General features: G+C 61.9%; 23 protein-coding genes and 1 riboswitch. Of the genes, 12 read left to right on the top strand and 11 right to left on the bottom strand.

What is annotated here, in order from left to right:
• The first annotated feature begins 1 nt into the window (after position 1).
• The 4 genes from ACG2K1_RS00440 to ACG2K1_RS00455 all read left to right on the top strand — a co-directional run bounded on the left by ACG2K1_RS00440 (position 2) and on the right by ACG2K1_RS00455 (position 3076).
• Entirely contained in the window at positions 2-784 is a 783-nt protein-coding gene (locus tag ACG2K1_RS00440; protein ID WP_395428830.1) for a cytochrome c1, read from the top strand.
• A gap of 176 nt (positions 785-960) precedes the next feature.
• On the top strand, positions 961-1566 hold the full coding sequence (locus ACG2K1_RS00445) for a glutathione S-transferase N-terminal domain-containing protein (RefSeq protein WP_009425523.1): 606 nt from the start codon (positions 961-963) through the stop codon (positions 1564-1566).
• Positions 1567-1576: 10 nt separating this feature from the next.
• Positions 1577-2029, top strand: coding sequence for a ClpXP protease specificity-enhancing factor (locus ACG2K1_RS00450; RefSeq protein WP_009425524.1), 453 nt, complete (start codon positions 1577-1579; stop codon positions 2027-2029).
• A gap of 72 nt (positions 2030-2101) precedes the next feature.
• A complete protein-coding gene (locus ACG2K1_RS00455) occupies positions 2102-3076 on the top strand; it encodes a TerC family protein (protein WP_395428831.1) in 975 nt (324 codons plus the stop codon).
• Between the two features lie 170 nt (positions 3077-3246).
• On the opposite strand, the gene ACG2K1_RS00460 is transcribed toward ACG2K1_RS00455, so the two are convergent.
• Together ACG2K1_RS00460 and ACG2K1_RS00465 are read right to left on the bottom strand one after the other, a co-directional pair.
• Complete coding sequence (locus ACG2K1_RS00460) at positions 3247-3654, bottom strand: bacteriohemerythrin (protein WP_094031010.1); 408 nt, start codon at positions 3652-3654, stop codon at positions 3247-3249.
• A gap of 120 nt (positions 3655-3774) precedes the next feature.
• The gene (locus ACG2K1_RS00465) at positions 3775-4665 is read right to left on the bottom strand and encodes an NAD(P)H-hydrate dehydratase (RefSeq protein WP_395428832.1); all 891 of its coding nucleotides are present in this window, start codon (positions 4663-4665) and stop codon (positions 3775-3777) included.
• 193 nt (positions 4666-4858) lie between these two features.
• On the opposite strand from ACG2K1_RS00465, the gene ACG2K1_RS00470 reads away from it, so the two are divergent.
• The 3 genes from ACG2K1_RS00470 (at position 4859) to ACG2K1_RS00480 (ending at position 8424) form a co-directional block, all read left to right on the top strand.
• Positions 4859-5785: a LysR family transcriptional regulator gene (locus ACG2K1_RS00470; protein WP_395428833.1), complete on the top strand. Its 927-nt coding sequence runs from the start codon at positions 4859-4861 to the stop codon at positions 5783-5785.
• A 10-nt stretch (positions 5786-5795) separates the two neighbouring features.
• Positions 5796-6767, top strand: coding sequence for an ABC transporter ATP-binding protein (locus ACG2K1_RS00475; RefSeq protein WP_395428834.1), 972 nt, complete (start codon positions 5796-5798; stop codon positions 6765-6767).
• A 124-nt stretch (positions 6768-6891) separates the two neighbouring features.
• Positions 6892-8424: an ABC transporter permease gene (locus ACG2K1_RS00480; RefSeq protein WP_395428835.1), complete on the top strand. Its 1533-nt coding sequence runs from the start codon at positions 6892-6894 to the stop codon at positions 8422-8424.
• Between the two features lie 130 nt (positions 8425-8554).
• Here the strand turns inward: ACG2K1_RS00480 and ACG2K1_RS00485 are convergent, their stop codons facing one another.
• The 4 genes from ACG2K1_RS00485 to ACG2K1_RS00500 form a co-directional block, all read right to left on the bottom strand.
• Positions 8555-10021: a DASS family sodium-coupled anion symporter gene (locus ACG2K1_RS00485; RefSeq protein WP_395428836.1), complete on the bottom strand. Its 1467-nt coding sequence runs from the start codon at positions 10019-10021 to the stop codon at positions 8555-8557.
• A gap of 266 nt (positions 10022-10287) precedes the next feature.
• On the bottom strand, positions 10288-11259 hold the full coding sequence (pdxA, locus tag ACG2K1_RS00490) for a 4-hydroxythreonine-4-phosphate dehydrogenase PdxA (protein WP_009425532.1): 972 nt from the start codon (positions 11257-11259) through the stop codon (positions 10288-10290).
• Between the two features lie 255 nt (positions 11260-11514).
• Positions 11515-13170, bottom strand: a complete 1656-nt coding sequence (locus ACG2K1_RS00495; RefSeq protein WP_395428837.1) for an ArnT family glycosyltransferase — start codon at positions 13168-13170, stop codon at positions 11515-11517.
• A 151-nt stretch (positions 13171-13321) separates the two neighbouring features.
• Positions 13322-13948 carry a nitroreductase family protein gene (locus tag ACG2K1_RS00500; RefSeq protein ID WP_395428838.1) on the bottom strand — a complete coding sequence of 209 codons (627 nt, stop codon included), beginning with the start codon at positions 13946-13948 and terminating at the stop codon, positions 13322-13324.
• Positions 13949-14070: 122 nt separating this feature from the next.
• Here ACG2K1_RS00500 and ACG2K1_RS00505 point away from each other — a divergent pair, with 122 nt between their 5' ends.
• The 3 genes from ACG2K1_RS00505 (at position 14071) to yciA (ending at position 15624) form a co-directional block, all read left to right on the top strand.
• Positions 14071-14421 carry a winged helix-turn-helix transcriptional regulator gene (locus ACG2K1_RS00505; RefSeq protein WP_395428839.1) on the top strand — a complete coding sequence of 117 codons (351 nt, stop codon included), beginning with the start codon at positions 14071-14073 and terminating at the stop codon, positions 14419-14421.
• A gap of 143 nt (positions 14422-14564) precedes the next feature.
• Positions 14565-15206: a glutathione S-transferase family protein gene (locus ACG2K1_RS00510; protein ID WP_395428840.1), complete on the top strand. Its 642-nt coding sequence runs from the start codon at positions 14565-14567 to the stop codon at positions 15204-15206.
• A gap of 4 nt (positions 15207-15210) precedes the next feature.
• Positions 15211-15624, top strand: coding sequence for an acyl-CoA thioester hydrolase YciA (yciA, locus tag ACG2K1_RS00515; protein WP_009425121.1), 414 nt, complete (start codon positions 15211-15213; stop codon positions 15622-15624).
• A gap of 62 nt (positions 15625-15686) precedes the next feature.
• On the opposite strand, the gene ACG2K1_RS00520 is transcribed toward yciA, so the two are convergent.
• The 4 genes from ACG2K1_RS00520 to ACG2K1_RS00535 form a co-directional block, all read right to left on the bottom strand.
• A complete protein-coding gene (locus ACG2K1_RS00520; RefSeq protein WP_395428841.1) occupies positions 15687-16367 on the bottom strand; it encodes a suppressor of fused domain protein in 681 nt (226 codons plus the stop codon).
• A 98-nt stretch (positions 16368-16465) separates the two neighbouring features.
• On the bottom strand, positions 16466-18856 hold the full coding sequence (gene gyrB, locus ACG2K1_RS00525; RefSeq protein WP_395428842.1) for a DNA topoisomerase (ATP-hydrolyzing) subunit B: 2391 nt from the start codon (positions 18854-18856) through the stop codon (positions 16466-16468).
• A 267-nt stretch (positions 18857-19123) separates the two neighbouring features.
• Positions 19124-19684 (bottom strand): hypothetical protein, encoded by a 561-nt coding sequence (locus ACG2K1_RS00530; protein WP_395428843.1) that lies wholly within the window; start codon positions 19682-19684, stop codon positions 19124-19126.
• Positions 19685-19866: 182 nt separating this feature from the next.
• Complete coding sequence (locus tag ACG2K1_RS00535) at positions 19867-20442, bottom strand: TMEM165/GDT1 family protein (protein WP_395428844.1); 576 nt, start codon at positions 20440-20442, stop codon at positions 19867-19869.
• Positions 20443-20455: 13 nt separating this feature from the next.
• Positions 20456-20625: riboswitch (yybP-ykoY riboswitch) on the bottom strand.
• Between the two features lie 121 nt (positions 20626-20746).
• Between ACG2K1_RS00535 and ACG2K1_RS00540 the strand changes: the two genes are divergently transcribed.
• Together ACG2K1_RS00540 and mscL are read left to right on the top strand one after the other, a co-directional pair.
• Complete coding sequence (locus ACG2K1_RS00540; RefSeq protein ID WP_395428845.1) at positions 20747-21349, top strand: YdcF family protein; 603 nt, start codon at positions 20747-20749, stop codon at positions 21347-21349.
• Between the two features lie 130 nt (positions 21350-21479).
• Positions 21480-21920, top strand: coding sequence for a large conductance mechanosensitive channel protein MscL (gene mscL, locus ACG2K1_RS00545; RefSeq protein WP_009425129.1), 441 nt, complete (start codon positions 21480-21482; stop codon positions 21918-21920).
• A 72-nt stretch (positions 21921-21992) separates the two neighbouring features.
• Here mscL and ACG2K1_RS00550 read toward each other — a convergent pair whose 3' ends face one another.
• On the bottom strand, positions 21993-22556 hold the full coding sequence (locus tag ACG2K1_RS00550) for an L-threonylcarbamoyladenylate synthase (protein ID WP_036495471.1): 564 nt from the start codon (positions 22554-22556) through the stop codon (positions 21993-21995).
• Between the last annotated feature and the right edge of the window lie 50 nt (positions 22557-22606).

Genomic DNA, 22606 nt, shown 5'->3' on the forward strand with positions numbered 1-22606 from the left:
AATGAAAAATACATTGAAAAAATGGATTGTTGCCTTCGCATTGGCAACACCGGTTATCGCTGGCGCCAGCGGCCACGCGAACTATGAAAAAGTAGACATCGACTTGGGCGACCAGGTCAGCCTGCAGCGCGGCGCGCAGATTTTCACCAACTACTGCCTGTCGTGCCACTCGGCCAGCAATATGCGTTTCAACCGCTTGCAGGACATCGGCCTGACCGAAGAGCAGATTAAAGAAAATCTGATGTTCACCACCGACAAAGTCGGCGACGTCATGCACGCGGCCATGAGCCCGGCCGACGGCAAAAAATGGTTTGGCGCCGCGCCGCCCGATTTGTCGTTGATTGCCCGCTCGCGCGGTGCGGACTACCTCTACGCCTATATGCGCGGCTTCTATAAAGATCCGACCCGCCCCACCGGCTGGAACAACACCGTCTTCGACAAAGTCGGCATGCCGCACCCGCTGTGGCAGCAGCAGGGAGTCCGCGCGGTCGAACTCGATGCCAAAGGCCAGCCCGTGATGGTGAAAGACGAACACGGCAATTTGGTGCCCAAGCTGAATTGGGAATCCGTCGGCACCATGACCCGCAAAACGCCCGACGGCAAAGTCATTACCAAAGAGTACGACGACTACGCCAAAGACCTGGTGGCCTTCATGGTGTACATGGGCGAACCCGCCCAAGTCGAGCGCAAGCAGATCGGCTACATCGTGATGATCTTCCTCTTGGCCGTGATGCTGCCTCTGGCCTACTTCCTGAAAAAGGAATATTGGAAAGACGTGCACTAAGCGGCGCAACGAAAGCGGGGGTAACCCCGCTTTTTGATTTTTTCAATTTGAAAACATAGCGTTATAGCCGTTTTCTGGCGTTTTTAGACGGCCTTGTGTATAATATCCTTATTTTTCAATCACATCATATCCGCCGCATGCGGATATGCGTTTTAACCGAACAGGAGCAAACCATCATGATGATTCTGTATTCCGGCATTACCTGCCCGTTCAGCCACCGCTGCCGCTTCGTCCTCTACGAAAAAGGTATGGATTTCGAAATCAAAGACGTGGATATTTTCAACAAGCCCGAAGATCTGGCGGTAATGAATCCCTACAACCAAGTGCCGGTGCTGGTGGAGCGCGACCTCATCCTCTATGAATCCAATATCATCAACGAATACATCGACGAGCGCTTCCCCCATCCGCAGCTGATGCCGGGCGACCCCGTGCAGCGCGGCCGCGGCCGTTTGGTGCTGTTCCGCATGGAGCGCGAATTGTTCAGCCATGTCCAAGTGCTCGAAGCGCCCGAATCCACATCCAAAGAACAGGCCAAAGCGCGCGAAGCCGTATCGCAGGGGCTGACCCTGCTTGCCCCCGCCTTCACCAAAAACAAATACGTGATGGGCGACGATTTCTCCATGATCGACGTCGCCATCGCCCCGCTGCTGTGGCGTCTCGACCACTACGACATCAAACTCGGCAAAAACGCCGCGCCGCTTTTGAAATACGCCGAACGCCTGTTCCAGCGCGAAGCCTTCATCGAAGCGCTCACCCCCGCCGAAAAAGCCATGCGCCGCTGAGGAAAACGTCATGAGCAGCAGCACCAAACCCTATCTTCTGCGCGCGCTGTACGAATGGTGCAACGACAACGGCTACACCGCCCACATCGCCGCCTGGGTCAACGGCCACACCCAAGTACCCGTGCAGTATGTGCGTGACGGCGAAATCGTCCTCAACATCGGCCCGAACGCCGCCCGCAACCTCACGATAGACAACGAATGGGTCAGTTTCTCCGCCCGTTTCTCCGGAGTGGCGCACGACATCTGGATACCCGTCGGCCACATCTCCGGCATCTTCGCCCGCGAAACCGGCGAAGGCATGGGCTTTGAAGTCGAGCCCTACGAGCCCGAAGAAGGCGCGGAAGCGGCAAAGCAGCCGGCTGCCGAGAGGCCGTCTGAAAACACTCCCGATGCCCAAGCGCCCGAGGGCAAACAACCCGATGGCGGCACGGAAAAGAAAAAAGTTTTGAAATTCGTCAAATAAACCGAAACGGGAGGCCGTCTGAACACTTTCAGACGGCCTTTAAACCGCTTCCAAACGCAAGGAACGCACAATATGACCGCAGCACCGAGCATCGGCTCACCCCTGTTTTACGGCGTATTCGCCGCCGCCGTCCTCGCCATGATCGCCATCGACATGCTGACGCTGAAAAAAAGCGGCGCCCACAAGATCAGCAGCAAAGAAGCTCTGGCCTGGACAATAGTGTGGATCGCCGTCTCCTGCGCCTTCGCCGGCTGGCTCTACTGGGAAATCGCCCATAATCAAGCCTACGGCCACGAATTGGCGAAAACCAAAGTCATGGAATACTTCACCGGCTACGTTTTGGAAAAATCGCTGGCGGTAGACAACCTCTTCGTCTTCCTCATGATCTTCGGCTACTTCAAAGTGCCGCCGCAATACCAGCACCGCGTCCTGCTCTACGGCGTGTTCGGCGCCATCGTCCTGCGCGCCCTCATGATTTTCGTCGGCGCCGTACTCGTCAGCCGCTTCGAATGGATACTGTATTTCTTCGGCGCCTTCCTGCTCTACACCGGCATCAAAATGATTAAGCAGGGCGGCGAAGAAGACGAAGACCTGTCGCAAAACAAAATTCTGCAATGGCTGCAAAAACACATCCGCGTCAGCAAAAACCTCAACGGCGAAAAATTCTTCACCCGCGAAAACGGCCGCCGCATGGCCACCCCGCTGCTGCTTGTGCTGGTGATGGTGGAACTGAGCGACGTCGTCTTTGCCGTCGACAGCATCCCCGCCGTCTTCGCCGTCACCACCGACCCCTTCATCGTCCTCACCTCCAACATCTTCGCCATCCTCGGCCTGCGCGCCATGTACTTCCTGCTTGCCGACATGGCCGACCGCTTCGTCTTCCTCAACTACGGCCTCGCCTTCGTCCTCAGCTTCATCGGCATCAAAATGCTTGTCATGCACTGGATACACATCCCCGTCGGCACTTCGCTTGCCGTCGTTTTCGGCGCACTCGGCGCCTCCATACTCACCTCTCTCGCATACAGCCGCAAAACCGGCCGGCCGTAAATGCAGGCGCAAAGCGCAAAGAGGCCGTCTGAAAAAGATTTCAGACGGCCTCTTTGTTTTGTGTGTAGGGTGTACGCCGCAGGCCGACACACCCTCCGCGGCAGCGGAAAAAAGATAAGGCCGTCTGAAAAGTTTTTTCAGACGGCCTTTTTCATTTTGCGGCGGGCGGTTTACAAGCCCAGTTTTTCTTTCACATGGCGCACATAGCCGTGGTCGTTGCGACGGATGTGCATGAAGAGCCAGGTTTCCAGGATGTCGAGCAGCTCCTGGCTGACGTCGTCGCCGTTGTCGAAGCGGCCTTTGTACATCTGCACTTTGTCGACGAAGTTTTGATGCACGCGGTGGTGTGCGTCTACCAGCGGATATTCGGCCATTTTCAGCAGGTCTTCTTCGTCGGAGAAGTGTTGGATGGTGTAACCCAAGAGGTTGTCGAGCGCTTTGCCGACGCCGTCGCGGTCGTTGGCGGTGTGTGCATCATGCATTTCGTTGATGTACTGCACCAAGATTTTGTGCTGTTCGTCAACCTGATCGATGCCCGTGTCCAAATCGGAAGTCCAATGCAAAAAGGGTTCAGACATTTTTATTTTCCCGTAAGTGTGTTAATGAAAGCGGCATTATAGGGTGTTCTGTGTAAAGAAAAGATAACTTCGGCATAATATGAAAAACAATTACCGCCAAATTTGATTTTTATCAAACGCTTATTCTGACTCGTTCTCAATCATCCGATTGCGCAGCCAGCGTGCGGCGGGGGCGATTTCGCCTGCGGTCAGGCCGCTTTCGCCTATGCCCGATGCTTTGAGCACTTCCGCCGCCGCGCCGTGCAGCCACACGCCCGCGCAGGCAGCTTCGAATATATCGCTGCCCTGCGCCAGCAGGCTGCCGACGATGCCGGAGAGGACGTCGCCGCTGCCTGCGGTGGCCAAACCCGCGTTGCCGCTGTCGTTTTCGTACAGCGTGCCGTCTGCGGCGCACACCAGCGTGCGGTGTCCTTTTAAGACGGCCGTAGCGGCGAAACGCCGCGCCAGTCCGCGCACGGCCGTTGCTCTGTCGGCTTGGATTTCGGCGGTGGTGCAGCCGAGCAGCCGCGCGGCTTCGGCGGGGTGGGGCGTAATCAGCAGGCGGGGGTAACGCGCGGCCGCGTCGGCCAAATCCCTGTGTTGCGCCAGCAGGTTGAGGGCGTCGGCATCGAGCAGCAGCGGGGTGTCGGAGGCTGTCTGAAACAGCCCGGCCAGCAGTTTGCGCGCGGCTTCGTTTGTGCCCAGGCCGCAGCCTGCGGTGCGTGCGGAGAGGTCGTGCCACCGCGCCAGGCCGTGGGCTGTGTCGAGCATGATTTCGGGAAAGGCGGCGATAAAGGGCACGGGCAGGGAGGCCTGGTTGAAACCCGCCCACACTTTGCCGCAGCCTGCGAGCAGGGCGGCGGAGGCGGCCAGCACCACGGCGCCGCTCATGCCTGCCGCGCCGCCGAATACGGCCAGCGTGCCGAACGTGCCTTTGTGGCTGTCGGCGGGACGCGGGGTAGACAGGGCGGGAAAGCGCCGCGCAGAAGCAGCGAGAGGGAAGTTTTCGGGCAGGCGGTACGCGGCGTGCATGGTGTTTCTCCTTATACATATGGCTTTCAGACGGCCTGTATTGTAAACGACAGGCTGTCCGAACGTTTGCACGGCGCGGCGTTCAGACGGCCTTTGCGCGGGCTTGAAGGCCGTCTGAACGCCGTGTTTGCCCCTTCTGCATGAATTATTTTAATATCGCGCCTTCGCAACCGCCGACGTGAAAGGCCGTTTTATGGAATCCATCATCGAACTGCGCCACCTCAAAACCCTGCTCGCGCTGGAAGAAACCGGCAGCGTGTCGCTGGCGGCGCAGCGCGTTTTTCTGACGCAGTCTGCCCTGTCGCACCAAATCCGCACGCTGGAAAACTATTACGAAACGCCGCTGTTCGAGCGCAAGTCCAACCCGCTGCGCTTCACGCCTGCGGGGGCGCGGCTGCTGAAACTGGCGCGCGAGCTGATGCCGAAGATGGCCGCCGCCGAGCGCGATATGGCGCAGATTATCGAGGGCGAGGCGGGCGAGTTGCGGCTGGCGGTGGAATGCCACACCTGTTTCGACTGGCTGATGCCGGCGATGGGCGAGTTCCGCCCGCTGTGGCCGCAGGTGGAATTGGACATCGTGTCGGGCTTTCAGGCCGATCCCGTCGGCCTGCTGCTCAACCACCGCGCCGATTTGGCCATTGTGTCCGAAGCCGTGCCGCAGGCGGGCATCGCCTACCGGCCGCTGTTTGCCTACGGCATGGTCGGCATCTGCGCCCCCGACCATCCGCTGGCGGCGAAAGACGTTTGGCAGGCGGAAGACTTCGCGACCGAAACGCTGATTACCTATCCGGTGCCCGACGATATGCTGGATTTGCTGCGCAAAGTGCTGCTGCCGCGCGGCATCAACCCGCCGCGCCGCCACAGCGAGCTGACCATCGCCATCGTCCAGCTCGTCGCCAGCCGACGCGGCATCGCCGCCCTGCCGTATTGGACGGTGATGCCCTATCTGGAAAAGGGCTACGTCGTTTCCCGCCCCATCACCGACGGCGGCCTGCAAAGCGAACTCTATGCCGCCATGCGCAGCGAAGACGAAGGCAGCAGCTATCTGGCCGACTTCTGCCAAATCGTGCGCGACCAGGGCTTCGCCACCCTGCCCGGCCTGAGCGTGCTCAACAGATAGGCCGTCTGAAATGCTCGAACTCAAATACATCGTCAAACGCTACGGCGGCAAAACCGTCGCCGACGGCGTTTCCCTCACCGTCGGCGGCGGCCGCCTGCTCGCCGTCCTCGGCCGCTCCGGCTGCGGCAAATCCACCCTGCTCAACATCGCCGCCGGACTCGCCGCCCCCGACAGCGGCGAAGTATGGATAAACGGCGAAAACGTCACATCAAGGCCGTCTGAAAAACGCCGCGTCTCGCTGATGTTCCAAGACTACGCCCTGTTTCCCCACCTCAACCTGCGGCAGAACGCCGCCTTCGGCCTGCGCATGCGCGGCGTGGCGAAAAAGCAGGCCGAAGCTGCGGCCGACGCCATGCTGGCACGCGTCGGCCTCGCGGGCGAAGGCGGCCGCAAACCGCACACCCTCTCCGGCGGCGAACAGCAGCGCGTCGCCCTGGCCCGCGCCCTGGCCGCCGAACCGAAAGTGCTGCTTTTGGACGAACCCTTTTCCAGCCTCGACACCGGCCTGCGCCGCAGCCTGCGCGAGCTGACGCTGGAACATATCCGCCGCCTCGCCATCCCCGCCGTCCTCGTCACCCACGACCCCGAAGAAGCCTTCCTGATGGCCGACGAAACCGCGCTGATGGCCGACGGCCGCATCATCCAGCAGGGCAGTTCGGCCGAACTGGCCGCGCGCCCCGCCAACGCCGCCGCCGCCCGCCTCTTGGGCTGCCGCAACGTGACCGAACGCTTCTACCTGCCGCCCTCCGCCCTGTCGGCCGATGCAAACGGCACGCCCTGCGCCGTGCAGACCGTATACCGCCTGCCCGGGCAGACCCGCGCCGAAATCATCCACCCGCAATACGGCACGCTGGAAATGCCCGTGGCCGACGGCTTTGCCGCCGCCGAAATCCGCGTGCGCGCCGATACGGCGAAAATCGTTTTCTTCGATGCGGCCGACAAGGTTTCAGACGGTCTCCAAACATACAAAGAGGCCGTCTGAAAACGGAGTTTGAACAAAGTAAAACCCGCTTTCAGACGGCCTCGAACGAAACAACCGCCCCGCCGCATCTTATTTTTTACCCGTCTCCCCCGCCGCCGCCCGCGGCAGATTTCGGAATCCCGCCATGCGCCGCCTTGTCTCCACCCTCCTGCTCGCCCTAATCCCCGTCGGCTTCCTCGTACTCACCGTTGCCGCGCCGCTGTGGGCGCTGGCCGCTTACGGCGGGGATTTGGCCTGGGCGGAGGTGCTGGGCGACGACTACATCCGCCGCCGCATCGCCTGGACGGCGGCGCAGGCGGGCATCACCTGCGTGCTCACCGTACTCTTGGGCGTGCCCGCGGCGTGGACGCTGGCACGGCTCGATTTCCGCGGCCGCGCGTGGGTGCTGCGGCTGCTGATGCTGCCCTTCGTGATGCCGACGCTGGTGGCGGGCATCGGTGTGCTCTCGCTCTTCGGCGCGCGCGGCCTGCTGTGGCCGGGCTGGCAGGACACGCCGTATCTTTTGGTTTACGGCAACGTGTTTTTCAATCTGCCCGTGCTGGTGCGCGCGGCCTATCAGGGGCTGCGCGCCGTGCCGGCGGCACGGCTGGCGGCGGCGCGCACGCTGGGCGCGGATGCGTGGCAGCGCTTTTGGCGGGTGGAATGTCCCGTGCTGCTGCCGTGGCTGGCGGGCGGCGCGTGCCTGGTTTTCCTCTACTGCTTTTCCGGTTTCGGCCTCGCCCTGCTGCTCGGCGGCACGGACTACGCCACGGCGGAAGTGGAAATCTACCGGCTGGTGACCGTGGAACTCGACATCGCTCAGGCTGGCGTTCTGGTGTGGCTGGTACTGGGCGTCACCGCGCTGGCGGGTGCGGCCTATGCTTATTTCGGCCGCGCTTCGGCAGCGGGACGGCAGGTTGCGCCGCAGCCTTTGGCCGCCGTGGACAGCGCCGCCCGCCGCGCCATGCTGTTTTTCTCGCTGGCCGTGCTGGCGTTTTTCTGCGTGCTGCCGCTGGCAGCGGTGGCTGCGCAGGCCGCGCGCTCGGGGGAGTCGTGGCAGGTGCTGTGGGCGGAGGACACGCGGCTGGCGGCTTGGAACACGCTGCGCTTTACGGCATCGGCCGCAGCGGCGGCGCTGCTTTTGGGCGCGAGCCATGCGGCGCTGGCGCGGCAGCTGCCGTGGATACGCGGCATCACTTTTCTGCCGTTTATGGTGTCGCCCGTGTGCGTGGCGTTCGGCATGCTGCTGCTTTATCCCGAATGGACGGCGTCGCTGCCGCTTTTGATTGCCGCCTACGCGCTTTTGGCCTATCCCTTTGTCACCAAAGACCTGCTGGCTGCTTGGGATGCGTTGCCGCCGCAATACGCCGCCGCCGCCCGCAGCATGGGCGCCAGCCGTTTTCAGACGGTCTTTTTCGTTACCGTGCCGCTGCTGCTGCCCGCCCTGCGCCGCGGCCTGACGCTGGCCGCCGCCACCTGCATCGGCGAGTTTGCCGCCACGCTGTTTCTGTCGCGCCCCGAATGGCTGACGCTGACGACGCTGGTCTACCAATATCTCGGCGCGGCGGGCGCCGACAACCACGACCGCGCCGCCGTGCTCACCGCCGCGCTGATGCTGCTGGCCTCGCTGGTGTTCGTGCTGCTGGATGCGGCGGAAAAGCGGGAAACGGCGCGCTGAGGCCGTCTGAAACATTCAGACGGCCTCACAGCGGCGCACGCGGCGTGGTTTTTTGGAAAAACGTGCGGGCAGACAAAAGGCCGTCTGAAATTTTCAGACGGCCTTTTTGATGCGTTTTACCGACAGCGCTTTACCAGTAGCCCAGCACTTTCCACCAGATGCCGCCGACGATGGCGAACACCAGCAGGTTGGCAACGCTCATGACGAAGCCGGTTTTCCACCATTCGCCCAGCGTGGTGTAGCCCGAGCCGAACACCACGGGGGCGGTGCCGGTGGCGTAGTGGGTGAGCGTCATCATCAGGCTGGAAGCGGCGGCCATCATCAGGCCGAACACCATCGGCGGCGCGCCCAGCGCCAAGCCCGCGCCGTAGAAGGCGGCGAACATGGCGGTGATGTGGGCGGTGGTGCTGGCGAACATATAGTGCGCGTACAGATACACCAGAATCAGCAGCACCGATGCGCCCGCCCAGCCCATGCCGGTTTGCTCGATGCCCGTTTTGAGCGCGTCGGAAAACCAGGCAATCAGGCCGAGTTTGTTGAGGAAGGTGGCCATCATCACGAGGGCGGCAAACCAGGTTACGGTGTCCCACGCGCTTTTTTCTTTCAGCACGTCGTCCCAGCTCAACACGCCCGAGAGCAGAAGCAGCGAGAGGCCGATGAAGGCGGTGGCGGTGGGGTCGACAGCAAAGGCGCTGCCCAGCAGCATGGCGGGCACTCCCGCCCACAGAACGAGCAGCAGGGCGAAGATGGCGAGCATGATTTTTTCGCCGCGGCTCATCGGCCCCTGTTCGGCCAGACGGTCTTTGGCAAACTGCGCCGCGTTGGGCGTGGCTTTGATTTCGGGCGGGCTGACGAAATACAGTACCAGCGGCATCAGCAGCATGGCCACAAGGCCGGGCAACAGCATGGCCACTGCCCAAGTGCCCCAGCTCAGATGGATGTCGTTGCCGGTGGCTTTGGCGATGATGTCCACCACCAGCGGGTTGGGCGCGGTGGCGGTGATGAACATGGCCGAGGTGATCGGGTTGCTGTGGTAGTTCACCAGCGCGAGATAGCGGCCGATGCGCCCCTGCGTGCCTTTTTCGGGGTCGGAATCGTAGCTTGAAGCGATGGCCTTCATCACGGGGTGGATGATGCCGCCGCCGCGCGCGGTGTTGCTCGGCGTTACCGGTGCGAGTATCAGCTCCGAGAGCGCGAGGCTGTAGCCGATGCCCAGAGTTTTTTTGCCGAACATGGAAATGAAGTAATAGCCGATGCGTGCGCCGAGGCCGGTTTTCAGGATGCCGCGCGAAATCATGATGGACACGCCGATCAGCCAGATGAGCGGGTTGGCGAAACTCGACAGCGCGTCTTTGACCGCCGCGTCGGGCTTGTCGTTGGTCACGCCCGTCACCGCCACCAGCATGATGGCCACCATCGACAGCGCGCCGATGGGCATCACCTTGCCGATAATCGCCGCAATCACGCCGACAAACATCGCCAAAAGATGCCATGCCTGCGGCGTCACGCCTGCGGGCACGGGAACGGCAAACCAAATCAGCAGCGCCAGCCCCACCGCCACGGCGGCGGGCAGCGGTTTGAAACCGAGCTTGTCCATAATGGAACTCCTTTTTTGCTTGGATGGCGCACGCGAAACGGCGCCTGTGGAAAGAAAAGGGACAGGCGGACTATACGCCTGCCGTGCCGTTTTTGTAACCGGATTACAAAAAATGTGTCTGAACGGCGATAAGCGGAGCGGTTGGGAAAGATAGTTACAAAAACGCCCGGCGCACGACAAAAAGGCCGTCTGAAAGCGAAGCTTCAACGAAGTTAAAACGCCCATTCGGGGTTTCAGACGGCCTCTTGCGCTGCACAAACCGAATGTCAGCCGACCATCGCCAAAGCCGTGCGCACGGCCTCGATCAGGCTGCCGCCGTCGGCTCTGCCCGTGCCCGCCAAATCGAGCGCCGTGCCGTGGTCGACGGAGGTGCGCACGAAGGGCAGGCCGAGGGTGATGTTCACGCCGCGCCCGAAGGAGGCGTATTTCAACACGGGCAGACCCTGGTCGTGGTACATCGCCAGCACCGCATCGGCATCTTTCAGCATAAAGGGCTGGAACAGTGTGTCGGCGGGGTAGGGGCCGCGCACGTCCAGTCCCTCGCCGCGCAGCTTGCCCAGCGCGGGGATAATGACGTCGTTTTCCTCGTGTCCCAAATGGCCGCCTTCGCCCGCGTGCGGATTCAGCCCGGCCACCAGTATGCGCGGCGCGGCGATTTTGAATTTGCCGCGCAAATCGCGGTGCAGGATGCGCGCGGTTTCGCACACGGCATCGAAGGTGACGGCGGCGGCAACGTCTTTCAGCGGCAGATGGGTCGTTACCAGCGCCACGCGCAGGCCGCCGCCCGCGAGCATCATCACCACGCGATCTGTGCCGCTTTTTTCCGCCAGATATTCGGTGTGGCCGCTGAAAAACGCGCCCGTCGCCTCGTTGATGATGCCCTTGTGCAGCGGCGCGGTCACCATCGCGGCAAATTCGCCGCGTACAATGCCGCCGTATGCCGCATCGAGCAGTTGCAGCACATAGGGCGCGTTGGCGGCGTTCAGACGGCCTGCTTCACACGGCGCGGCCAGCGGGATGTGCAGCACTTCCAGCGTGCCCGCTTCGGCGCGCTTGTGCGGCGCAAAGTCGCGCAGGCGCACGCTTTTGCCCAGTTGCGCGGCGCGGCTTGCCAGCAAATTCCTGTCGGCAAGGATAACGGGGCGGCAGGGCAGGGTATGTTCTGCCAAACCGAGGCAGACGTCCGGGCCGATGCCGGCCGGTTCGCCCGAGGTGACGGCGAGAATGGGAAGGTTCATGGGATTTCCGTTTGCTTGACTGTCGAATTGTCGGCCGCCGTGGTTTCAGACGGCCTTTTAGTTTGTTCAGTTGCCGTGCGGCCGTCAGCTATTCTTCTCCCTCTCCTGCGCCAAAGCGCGGGGGAGGGGGTGGCGGTTCGCAGAACCGCTTTTTGCCTGCCGCCGCTCCGTGCACGTTAGCGCAGCTGCATCAGCCCCCCCCAGCCCTCCCCCGTTTATGCCCCGAAGGGGTACTGGCGGGAGAGAAAACAGGTTTCAGACGGCCTCTTGTTTTTCCAAAAGCACGAAAAATTCCTGTTTGCTGCGCGGGCGGGCGCCCTGCCACAGCACGCGCCAGCCTGCGGGCGCGGGTTCGTCTGCTTTTTCGTTGCGCGTCAGGCGGTAGCGGCAGGAGGCTTCGCCGCCGACGGCAAGAGGCAGGCTGCCGTATTCGCCCCAGGCGGTGCGCACGGTGTAGGCGTCGCGGGCGACGGCGAGGCACTCGGCGCCCGATGTGAGTGCGGCGGGCGCGGCGGCTTCCATGCGCTCTACCACGGGGCGGTAGCTTTTGGCCGCGTCGAGCCAGGGCAGAAACAGCGTCATCAGCAGCGCCCACACCAGCGTCATGCCCGCCGCCCAGTTTGTCACCGCCTGCCGCCCGCGCACCTTGCGCCGCCGCACCGCCAGCACCCACAAGGGCGTGAACAGCACGGCGACAATCATCGGCATCCAGTCGAAATCGGGTACGTAATACGGGCTGAAATAGGCCGAGCGTTCGGCCAACTTCGCCGGCCAGCCGAAATTCATCGCCAGCCAGCCCAGCCATAAAAACGCCGCCAAAAGGCCGAAAATCATGATGCCGAACCAGTTGAAAAACGCCGCCGCGCCGCGCCGCAGCGCATCGAGGCGCACCGCGCCCAAGAGCGAGAGCGGCGGCAGCAGCCAGATGAGATTGTCGGCGTCGTGTGCGGGCGTGCACGAGGCCAGCGCCAAGGCCGCCGCCGTCCACAACACGGCGGGCGCCGCCCAGTCTTCGCGCCAAAAGCCGCGGCGGCTGCACGTCCACAAGGCCAGCGGCCAGGCGGGAAAGGCAAACCACAGCAAGTTTTTCAGGTAATAGACGGGCGAAAACGACAGCGCAAACGTTTCCGTACCGCCGAACACGCCGAACGCATTTTGCCGCAGCCACCAGTCGAAAGCGGCGGGCGAAGCGCGGTGCAGCGAGAGCGGATAGAGCGCCGCCAGCGGCAGCGCCAGCGCCGCCGCGCCCGCCAGTGCCGCCGCGAAACGGCGGCTGCGCCATTGCGGCGCCAGCGGCAGGGCGAAGGCCGAAAGCATCAGCACCGCCGTCGCCAGCCAGCCCGCCGACACCGACAACAGCGCCCAGCCCGAACCCAAAAGCAGCGCGGCGAACATCGCCCGCCGCCGCGCCACCGACAGTCCGTACAGGCACAGCCCCAGCGCGGCAAACTGCACCGATACGCCGCCGAGCAGGTGCGCGTTGGTAATTAGCCCGGCGCAGCCGATCAAAATCAGCACCACGCTGCGCCCCTGATGCCGCCCCGCCAGATGGAAGCCCGCCATGCCGCAGCCGCTCAGCCCGATCACGGTGAAAAACACGCCCGCCAGCCGCATCGCCGAATAGGCGTCGGCCAGCCACGGCGAAAACAGCGTGCGGCACTGCGCCGCCAGCCAGACGTAAACAAAGGGCAGACCGGCCTCGGGTGCGCCGTCCAAACCCCGCGCCAGCCACCAGCCGCCGCCCGAAAGCGCGTGTTTCACCGCTTCGTTGGCCGCAATTTCGTCGGGTTTCCACAGGTCGTGCGAGAACACGCCCGGCCACAGCCAAGCGAAGACCAAAAGCAGCAGAATCCACGGTTTTTCATGCGTCGGCGGCGCGGCGCGCATCTCGGGCGGGGTGTAGGTCAGCATCGTTTTTCTATCGGGGGAAAACAGCCCCTAGTGTAACAAAAACGGCGTGAGGCCGTCTGAAAGCCGCACGCCGTCGGGTTTGGGTTTCCATTTCTTCGGGATTTCGTTTTCAGACGGCCTGATGCTTGTGAGGCCGTCTGAAAACGGGGTTTTAAGGAAGTGCGTTCCACGCCGACACCGCCGCCGCGTTCTGCCGCAGCGTGCGGTGGCCGCGCTCTGCGCCTTTGCCGAGGGCAATCAGCATCATATCGAGATAGCGCTCGGGCAGGTTCAGCACGCGGCGCAGGCCGTCGCGTTTGTAGCCGGTCATCGGCACGGTTTGCCAGCCTGCGTTTTCGGCGGCAAGCATAAACGCCATCGCCCACAGGCCGCAGTCGAGCGCCAGGCTGCGCTGCGTGTCGGTTTCGTCAAACGGCCGGTAAAAGCCGACGGCGGCCTGAATCAGAAAATCGCGCACATCCGCGTCAAAACAACCTTCGGCAAATTCCTCTTCATGGATGCGGCGCAGATTCGGCTCGCGGTAGGCTTCGCGGTCGCCCAAAAGCACCAGCACGGCAGACGCGGTAACCACCTGTTCCTGACCGTAGGCTTCGGGCAGCAGGCTTTGGCGCAGCGCGGGGTCGGTCAGCACCATGATGCGCCAGGGCTGCGAATTGTTGCCGCTGGGCGCGCGGCCGGCTTGGGCAAGCAGCGCGTCCAATTCGGCGCGGGAAATTTCGGCAGACGGATCGAAGCGGCGGGTGGAGCGGCGGTTTTGCAGCAGGGTTTCCGGGTTCACGGTTTTGTCCTTTCGGTTGGAAAGCCGCTATACTAATGGCTTTAAAACCAAATAAAAACAACGTACTGAAAGGCCGGTTACGCACCTTTCGGTAAGTTTTCGGACAAAACAGGAGCTTGGCGATGGCGGTTTTTTCAGCGGTGGAGCTGACGATGAAGCTGGTGGGCGGCAAATGGAAATGCCTGATTCTCTATTATCTCGACGGCGGCGCGAAACGCACGCGCGATTTGCTGGAAAAGCTCGACGGCATCAGCGCGAAAGTGCTGACCGAACAGCTGCGCCAGCTTGAAGCCGACGGCCTGATCGAGCGCGAAACCTTCGCCGAAGTGCCGCCGCGCGTGGAATACCGCCTCAGCGCCGAGGGCGAAACCTTTGCGCCGGTGCTCGATGCCATGTGCGACTGGGGCAAGGCTTACGACGCGCGGCACGAAAAGAAAACGACGCCCTGCGCGCAGATGGCGCAGAGGGAATAGGCCGTCTGAAAACGGTTTCCGACGAAGCCCAAACGCGCCGCCCGTTTCGCGGCGCCCTCCGTTCGGGCTAAAATGGCGCGGCCGTCTGTGTTTCAGACGGCCTTATGTCCACAATATCCACAAGAAAAACGGAAGGAAGAAATATGTACCGACTGCATATCGGCAGCAAACACATCTCGTCATGGTCGCTGCGTCCCTGGCTGCTGATGAAGGCCTGCGGCATCCCCTTTGAGGAAGTGCTGCACCATTTTATCGGCGACAAAGAAGCGCAGCGGGCGCAGTGGCGGCCGTTTTCGCCTACTTCGCAAGTGCCCGCGCTGCATGACGGCGGCACGGTGGTGTGGGACAGCCTTGCCATCGCCGAATATCTGGCCGAGCGCCATCCGCACATCTGGCCGCAGGATGCCGAAGCCCGCGCCTGGGCGCGCTCCGCCGCAGCGGAAATGCACAGCGGCTTTGCCGTGATGCGCACGGTCTGCAACTTCACCCTGCTGCGCGCCGACACCCCCGCCATCACGCCCGGCCTGCGCCGCAACCTCGAGCGCATCGATGCATTGTGGAACGAAGGCCTCGGCCGTTTCGGCGGGGATTTTCTCGCCGCCGCGCACTTTGGCGCGGTTGACGCCTTTTACGCCCCCGTGGCGCTGCGTCTGGCCAACTACGGACTGGAAGACGCCCTCAGCGGCGCGGCGAAGGCGTATGCGCAACGCCTGTTGGCGCTGCCCGCCATGAAAGAATGGCTTTCAGACGGCCTCAAAGAAATCGAAACCGCCCGACAGGAGTAAAAACATGAACCGGCAAGACACACCAACCCGCACCGAACCGCAAGGCAGCCTGCTGCTGCGTACCATGACCCGCCCCGCCGACACCAATCCCAACGGCGACATTTTCGGCGGCTGGCTGATGTCGCAGATGGACATCGCCGGCGGCATCCTCGCCTGCGAAACCGCCCGCGGCCGCATCGTCACCGTGGCTGCCGACAAAATCGTCTTCCACCGTCCCGTCGCCGTCGGCGACATCGTCGGCTGCTACGGCAGGCTGGTGAAAACGGGCAATACCTCGATGCAGATCCACATCGAAGTGTGGGTGCACTCCGCATCCTTCGCCGATTTCAACGAACAGCGGCTGGTAACCGAAGCGCTGTTCACCTACGTCGCCATCGACGAAAACGGCCGCCCGCGCCCCGTCAGTCCGAACGTTTGAACGCGGTAACAAAAGGCCGTCTGAAAACCTTAAAGCGGTTTTCAGACGGCCTTTGCGCTTGTTTAAACGTAGCTTTTGCTGCGGTGCAAATCGGTAATCAGCAGCGGGTTGTCGGCGCGCATTTTGTCGATGAGTTCGCGGCAGCGGGTGCGGGTGGGGTCTTGCCACAGCCAGTCGAGTTCGCTTTGGGTGAGGCCGACGAGTTGCAGGAATTGGACTTCGCCGTTGGGTGTGGCGAGGGTGGGCAGCTTGGGGTCGGGTGCGAAGGCGAAGCCGACAAGGGCGGTGTCGCTGTCGAGGCGGATGGGGCCGTTGGCGGGGATGAAGTGGTAGGAGTCAAACCATTTTCCGCTCTCGAATACATAGCGGCCGAGCTTGTTCATCACGTTTATTACCCATATCGGCTCATGCTCGGCACCGTTGTAGGTTTCGTCTTCGGCGCAGGGGGCGATGCGGGCGGTAAACTCGAAGCCCCAGCCGCTGTATTCGTTGCCGGCATTTTCGGGGTCGAAGTAGAGGCTGCTCATGCCGTAGGAAACAAGATGGCGGTGGAAGCTTTGTTCGTTGCAGTCGTAGATACTGGTGCCGTCGAGCGGATCTTCGCCGCCAAGACGGTATGAGATGATGCTGCCGTAGTGGCGCGGCTCGGTATCGCCGTAGATTTTTTCCAGCGCGGCGTCGATGGCTTCCCAGCCGACAGCTTGGTCTTCGTTGAATCGGGCGCGGTATTCGGTTTCGGTCATGATGATTTCTGTGGGTGGTTGCGGGTGGCTTTGATGTGGCAAAGGCCGTCTGAAAAGCGGTTTTTTGTTTTCAGACGGCCTTTTTTTGCCCAAACGCTTTATGCGTCGATGTTTTGCGCAATCAGGGCGTTGTTTTCGATGAAGGCACGGCGCGGTTCGACTTCGTCGCCCATCAGGGTAACGAACACCTCGTCGGCGGCGATGGCGTCTTCGATGCGCACTTTCAACAGGCGGCGAACGGCGGGATCCATCGTGGTTTCCCAAAGCTGCTCGGGGTTCATCTCGCCCAAGCCTTTGTATCGCTGGATGGACATGCCTTTTTGCGCGTTTTGGAGCAGGATGTTCAATGCGGTTTCAAAGCTGTCCACATCGTACTCGTTCTCGCCTTTGTAAAGCTTGGCGCCCTCGCCGACCAAGCCTTTGAGCGCGGCTGCGGTTTGGGTGAGGGTTTGGTAGGCTTTGCTGTTGAGGAACTTGGGTTCGATGTAGCTGACCATGACGTTGCCGTGCAGCTTGCGGGTGATTTTGATGAAGCGGTTGCCTTCGTGTCCTTCGATGCGTTCAAGAGCGACTTCTTTTTCGTCGAGCAAACCGGAAAGTTCGGTAACGGCTTTATCGGCGTTTTCAGACGACGTCAAATCAATAGGCGACGCGTGCAGCATGGCGCGTAGGACGAGTTCGTCCACGAAGCGGCTTTCCTGTTCGATCACGGTTTTCGCCAACAAGAATTGTTTGGCGGTGTCGGCAAGCTCTGCGCCTTCGATGGTGCGGCCGTCTGAAACGATTTTGGCTTTTTCCAAGGCGAGGCCGAGCAGCCATTGGTCTTTTTCAAGCTCGTCTTTGAGATAACGCTCTTGCTTGCCGTATTTGGCTTTGTAGAGCGGCGGCTGGGCGATGTAGATGTAGCCGCGTTCGACCAGCTCGGGCATTTGGCGGTAGAAGAAGGTCAGGAGCAGGGTACGGATGTGCGCACCGTCCACGTCGGCATCGGTCATGATGATGATGCGGTGGTAACGCAGTTTTTCGGGGTTGAACTCTTCTTTGCCGATGCCTGCGCCCAGCGCGGTAATCAGGGTAGCGACCTCTTGGCTGGCGAGCATTTTTTCAAAACGGGCTTTTTCGACGTTCAGGATTTTGCCTTTGAGCGGCAAAATGGCTTGGAATTTACGGTCGCGGCCTTGTTTGGCAGAACCGCCTGCGGAATCGCCCTCGACCAGATAAAGTTCTGACAAGGCAGGGTCTTTTTCTTGGCAGTCGGCGAGTTTGCCGGGCAGCCCCAAGCCGTCCATCACGCCTTTGCGGCGGGTGATTTCGCGGGCTTTGCGGGCGGCTTCGCGCGCGCGGGCGGCATCAACGATTTTGCTGGTGATGATTTTGGCTTCGTTCGGATTTTCTTCGAGGAAGTCGGTCAAAGCTTGGTTGATGACTTCGTTGACGACGGGGCCGATTTCGCTGGAAACCAGTTTGTCTTTGGTTTGCGACGAGAATTTGGGGTCGGGCAGTTTGACGGACAACACGCAGGTCAAACCTTCGCGCATATCGTCGCCGGCGGTTTCAACTTTTGCTTTTTTGGCGACTTCGTTGGCTTCGATGTAGCTGTTGATGGTGCGCGTCATCACTTGGCGCAACGCGGTCAGGTGCGTACCGCCGTCGCGCTGCGGGATGTTGTTGGTGAAGCACTGCACGCTTTCCTGATAGCTGTCGTTCCACTGCATCGCGCATTCGACGCTCATGCCGTCTTTCTCGCCGAACGCGTAGAAGATTTTTTCGTGCAACGGCGTTTTTTTGCGGTTCATGTATTGCACGAAACCTGCCACGCCGTCGGAAAGGGCGAAGCTTTCGTGTTTGCCGTCGCGCTCGTCAATCAATTCGATGTCCACGCCGTTGTTTAGGAAGGAAAGTTCGCGGATACGTTTGGCGAGGATGTCGAAACTGTATTCGACGTTGCCGAAGGTTTCCGCGCTGGCGAGGAAGCGCACGGTCGTGCCTTTTTTGTCGGAATCGCCGACAACCCTTAACGGCTCTTCGGTTTCGCCGCGCACGAAGCGGACGAAGTGTTCTTTGCCGTCGCGGTAAATGGTCAGCGTGACCCAGTCGGACAGCGCGTTGACGACGGATACGCCCACGCCGTGCAGGCCGCCGGAGATTTTGTAGCTGTTGTTGTCGAACTTGCCGCCCGCGTGCAATACGGTCATGATGACTTCGGCGGCGGAGCGTCCTTCTTTCGGGTGGATGCCGGTGGGCATACCGCGCCCGTTGTCGGCCACGCTGACGGAATTGTCGGCATGGATGGTTACGGTGATTTTGTCGCAATGGCCGGCGAGGGCTTCGTCGATGGCGTTGTCCAATACTTCGAATACCATGTGGTGCAGGCCGCTGCCGTCCTGCGTGTCGCCGATATACATACCGGGGCGTTTGCGTACCGCTTCCAAGCCTTCGAGCACCTGGATGCTCTCGGCACCGTATTCTTCGTGTTTTTGCTCTGCCATAGTTTTTCTTACCGTTGTTTTTGCTGAAAGAGGCCGTCTGAAAAACCGCGTGGGAAACGGGTGGCGCAGACGGCGCGAAAGGGGCGGATTATACCTGATTTTGCTGGATTATTCAGCGGCGGCAGTCACAGGGAGGCCACCTGAAAAGCCTTGCGGGACGGGGCGGCGGCCTGTTCGGGCAAACGCCGCCTTCGTGCGGCGCGGATAGGCAAAGGCCGTCTGAAAAACGGGTTTCAGACGGCCTTTTGGGTTGGCGGGGTGCGGCGTTCAGAACTTTTTCAACTCGCGTTCGATGGCGCGGATATTGGCTTCGCGGTCGGCAACGGCGCGTTGCAGCGTGGCGGTGTTGCCGCCTTTTTTCATTTCCTGTTCGAGGCGGCCTTTGGTGCGGACGAGGGCGGCGCGTTCGCTGCTGATTTCGCGTTGCAGGATTTGGTCGCGGCTGAGCTTGGGTTTCACGGCGGCGTAGATCGGCGCGGCGGCGCGGACGGGGGCTTTGGCGGGCGCGGCAGTTTTCACGGCGGCGGTTTGCGGGCGGTTGCGCAGCTTCACCGTCATTTTCGGCGGCGGGGCGTTGTCGGCCAGCTGCTGCGCGGAGGGCGGCATCACGAAAATGTCGCCGGAAGACGCGTCGCCCCAAACGTCGGTTTTGTCGGCCGGCGTTTTTTCCGCGGCAGAGCCGCGCGGCTGCGATTCGCGGCAGGAAGCGTCGGTTTTTTCGCTGGAATAGCTGACGGACGCGCTGCTGCCGCAGACATAGGTTGCGCCGTGCGAGAGCGGGGCGGTGGCGAGGGTGGCGAGAAAAAGAGGCAGGTAAAACAGTTTCATAGCGGTTTGGCTTGGTGGAACGAAGGCTCGGATTATAGCGGCGCAAGCGTAAATTTGGGTTCGGAGTGTTTAAACGCTTGTCTGCATGAGGCCGTCTGAAAACACGGCTCCAACCAAGCCGAAACCGCCTTTTCAGAAACGTCATTCCCGCGTAGGCGGGAACGGCCTCTTGCCTGCCGCGTTCAACCCAAAGCGATTCCGCCGCCGCACAGTGTCAGCACGCCCATCGCGGCGAACAGGGCGCAGGCGGCAAAGCGCACGGCGCGGGCGGGAACGGCGGCGGTGATTTTTTCGCCGAGATAGGCGGCGGGCACGTTGGCCGCCATCAGCCCGATAACGCTGCCCGCCACCACGGCCGTCAGATCGTGGTAGCGCGCGGCCAGCAGCACGGTGGCAATCTGCGTTTTGTCGCCGATTTCCGCCAGAAAAAACAGCACCGCCGTGGCGGCGAACGCGCCGTATTTCAGCCAGCGGCCGTTGTCGCCCTCATCGTCTTTGTCGGGCACGAGCAGCCACAGCGCCACGGCGACAAAGCTCAGGCCGACCGCCCATTTGGCCGTTTCGGGCGGCACACGGGCAAACAGCCACGCGCCGAACAGGGCGGAGGCGAGATGGTTGAGCAGGGTGGCGGCGAAAATGCCCGCGACAACGGCCTTTTTGTCGGCAAAGCGGGAGGCGAGAAACAGAGTGAGCAGCTGGGTTTTGTCGCCGATTTCGGCAATCAGCACGGCCAGCGTGGAGGAGAGGAAGGCTTCCATTCGATATTCCCAAAAACCGTGCGGACAGACAAAAGGCACACCAAACGCCCCGCACGGAATGCGTCGGTATGCCCCAAGTCTTGCCAGTCTTCCGGCGGGAAGATGCCTGCGCCATGCCGACCGGCAATTGTGTTGACGCAGGCTCCGCGCGCTGCCTGAAACGGCGCGCGGACGGCTACTCCCTCGAGAGCGGGCGCGATTATAGCGGCACAGGCCGTCTGAAAGAAAGCGCCGCCGCGTTTCAGACGGCCTCAAGCGTGTTATCGTCGGCATTTTGCAGACAATAAAGATAAAGGACACGGACATGGCAAAACGCAGAATGCGGCGCGCGGTTTGCGCGGCGGCGGGTGGCGGCCTGCTTTTGTGGGCGGCGGGCATATTGGCGCTTGATGCGCTGGCGGAACGGGCGGCGCAGCCCGTACACGGCGCTCCGGCGGCGGACGCGGCGGTGGTGCTCGGCAACGCCGTCAACCGTCGCGGCCGCCCCAATCCCTGTCTGCGCAGCCGCGTCGAAGCGGGCGTGGCGCTTTATCATGCGGGCAAAGCGCGGCGGCTCATCATGTCGGGCGGCACCGACGGCGACGGCAGCAACGAAGCCGAAGCCATGCGCGACATGGCCGCAGCCGCAGGCGTGCCGCGCCGCGACATCGCCGTCGAAAACCGCTCGGAAAGCACCTACGAAAACATCGCGTTCAGCCGCGAAATGCTGGGGGCGGACAAACGCGTCGCCATCGTCAGCGACGCCTTCCACCTGCCGCGCGCGCAATGGCTGGCGCGCCGCCACTGGCCGGACAAGGAAACGCAGCTGTACGCCGCCCCCGACTGCGGCGACTCCGCCCCCAACTACCTGCGCAAACTGACGCGCGAACTTCTGGCATGGGTCAAAACCGCCGCCCTGCACCGCTGAAAAGCCGTTTGCCCCCGTTCGCCGCACATAACCGAAAAGCAACCGAAAATCGCGCCGCCGCCGCACGGGCTGCGCGATTTCTTTACACTGCCGCCCTTTCGTTTCGCAAACATACAAAAAGGAAAGACAAGTGTCGATTAAACAAGAGTTTAAAGACTTTATCATGCGCGGCAACGTGGTGGATCTGGCCGTCGGTATGGTGGTGGGCACCGCCTTCTCCGGCATCGTCAAATCGCTGGTGGACGACGTTATCATGCCCCCCATCGGCCTTTTGATCGGCGGCGTGGATTTCTCCAACCTCTTCATCACCCTCAAAGACGGTGTGCCCGCCCCCGAAAGCGGCTACGCCTCGCTGGCCGCCGCCAAAGCCGCCGGCGCGGTCACACTCAACCTCGGCCTGTTTATCAACAGCATCATCAGCTTCCTCATCATCGCCTCTGCCATCTTTATGGTGGTGAAAGCCCTCAACACTCTGAAAAACAAAGTGGAAGCCCCTGCCGACGCTGCTCCGGCCGAGCCGAGCGAAGAAGTGCTGCTGCTGCGCGAAATCCGCGATTCGCTGAAAAAATAAGCGGCAGACAAAAGGCCGTCTGAAAACCTGTTTTACGGTTTTCAGACGGCCTTTTTGCGCGGGATTCAAGGTTCAGCGCAAGCGTTTTCCCGTTGCCCAGTCGGTGATGCGGCTGGGCGTTTTGCTTTGGCCGCAGCGGCCGCCGACGATGCGTGCGCTGCGGCCGAACTGGCGGCGGGTTTCGCGCTCGCTGCGGCAGGGGCGTTTGCCCGCACGGTTGCACGAAGTGGACACCAGCGGCGTGCCGAGCAGGCGGCACAGGTCGCGGGCGGCGGCGTGAGCGGGCACGCGCACGGCGAGTTTGCCGCGTCCTTTGCCGCGCAGCAGCGGCGGCAGGCCGGGGGCGGCGGGCAGCAGAAAGGTTTCGCGCGCCGGCCAGATGTCGTGCAGCGCGGCCGCGTCGGACTCGGGCAGCGGACGCAGCAGCGGGCGCAGGCGGGCAAGGCTGTCGCCGATAACAATCATGCCTTTGTGCTGCGGGCGGCGTTTGAGGCGGACGAGCGTTCTGAGTGCTTTGGCATGGCGCGGCAGGCAGCCGAGGCCGTAGCAGGATTCGGTGGGATAGGCGATGAGGCCGCCACGGCGCAGATGGGTTTTCAGACGGCCTTTTTCGGCGGCGGAGAGGGTGCGTTTCATGGTTGGGGCTTTGTTGGCGGGAAGGGGGTGTTTTTCCGTTTTGTATGGGG

The organism is Neisseria sp. 23W00296 (genome assembly GCF_044772855.1).
Taxonomy (GTDB): Bacteria; Pseudomonadota; Gammaproteobacteria; order Burkholderiales; family Neisseriaceae; genus Neisseria.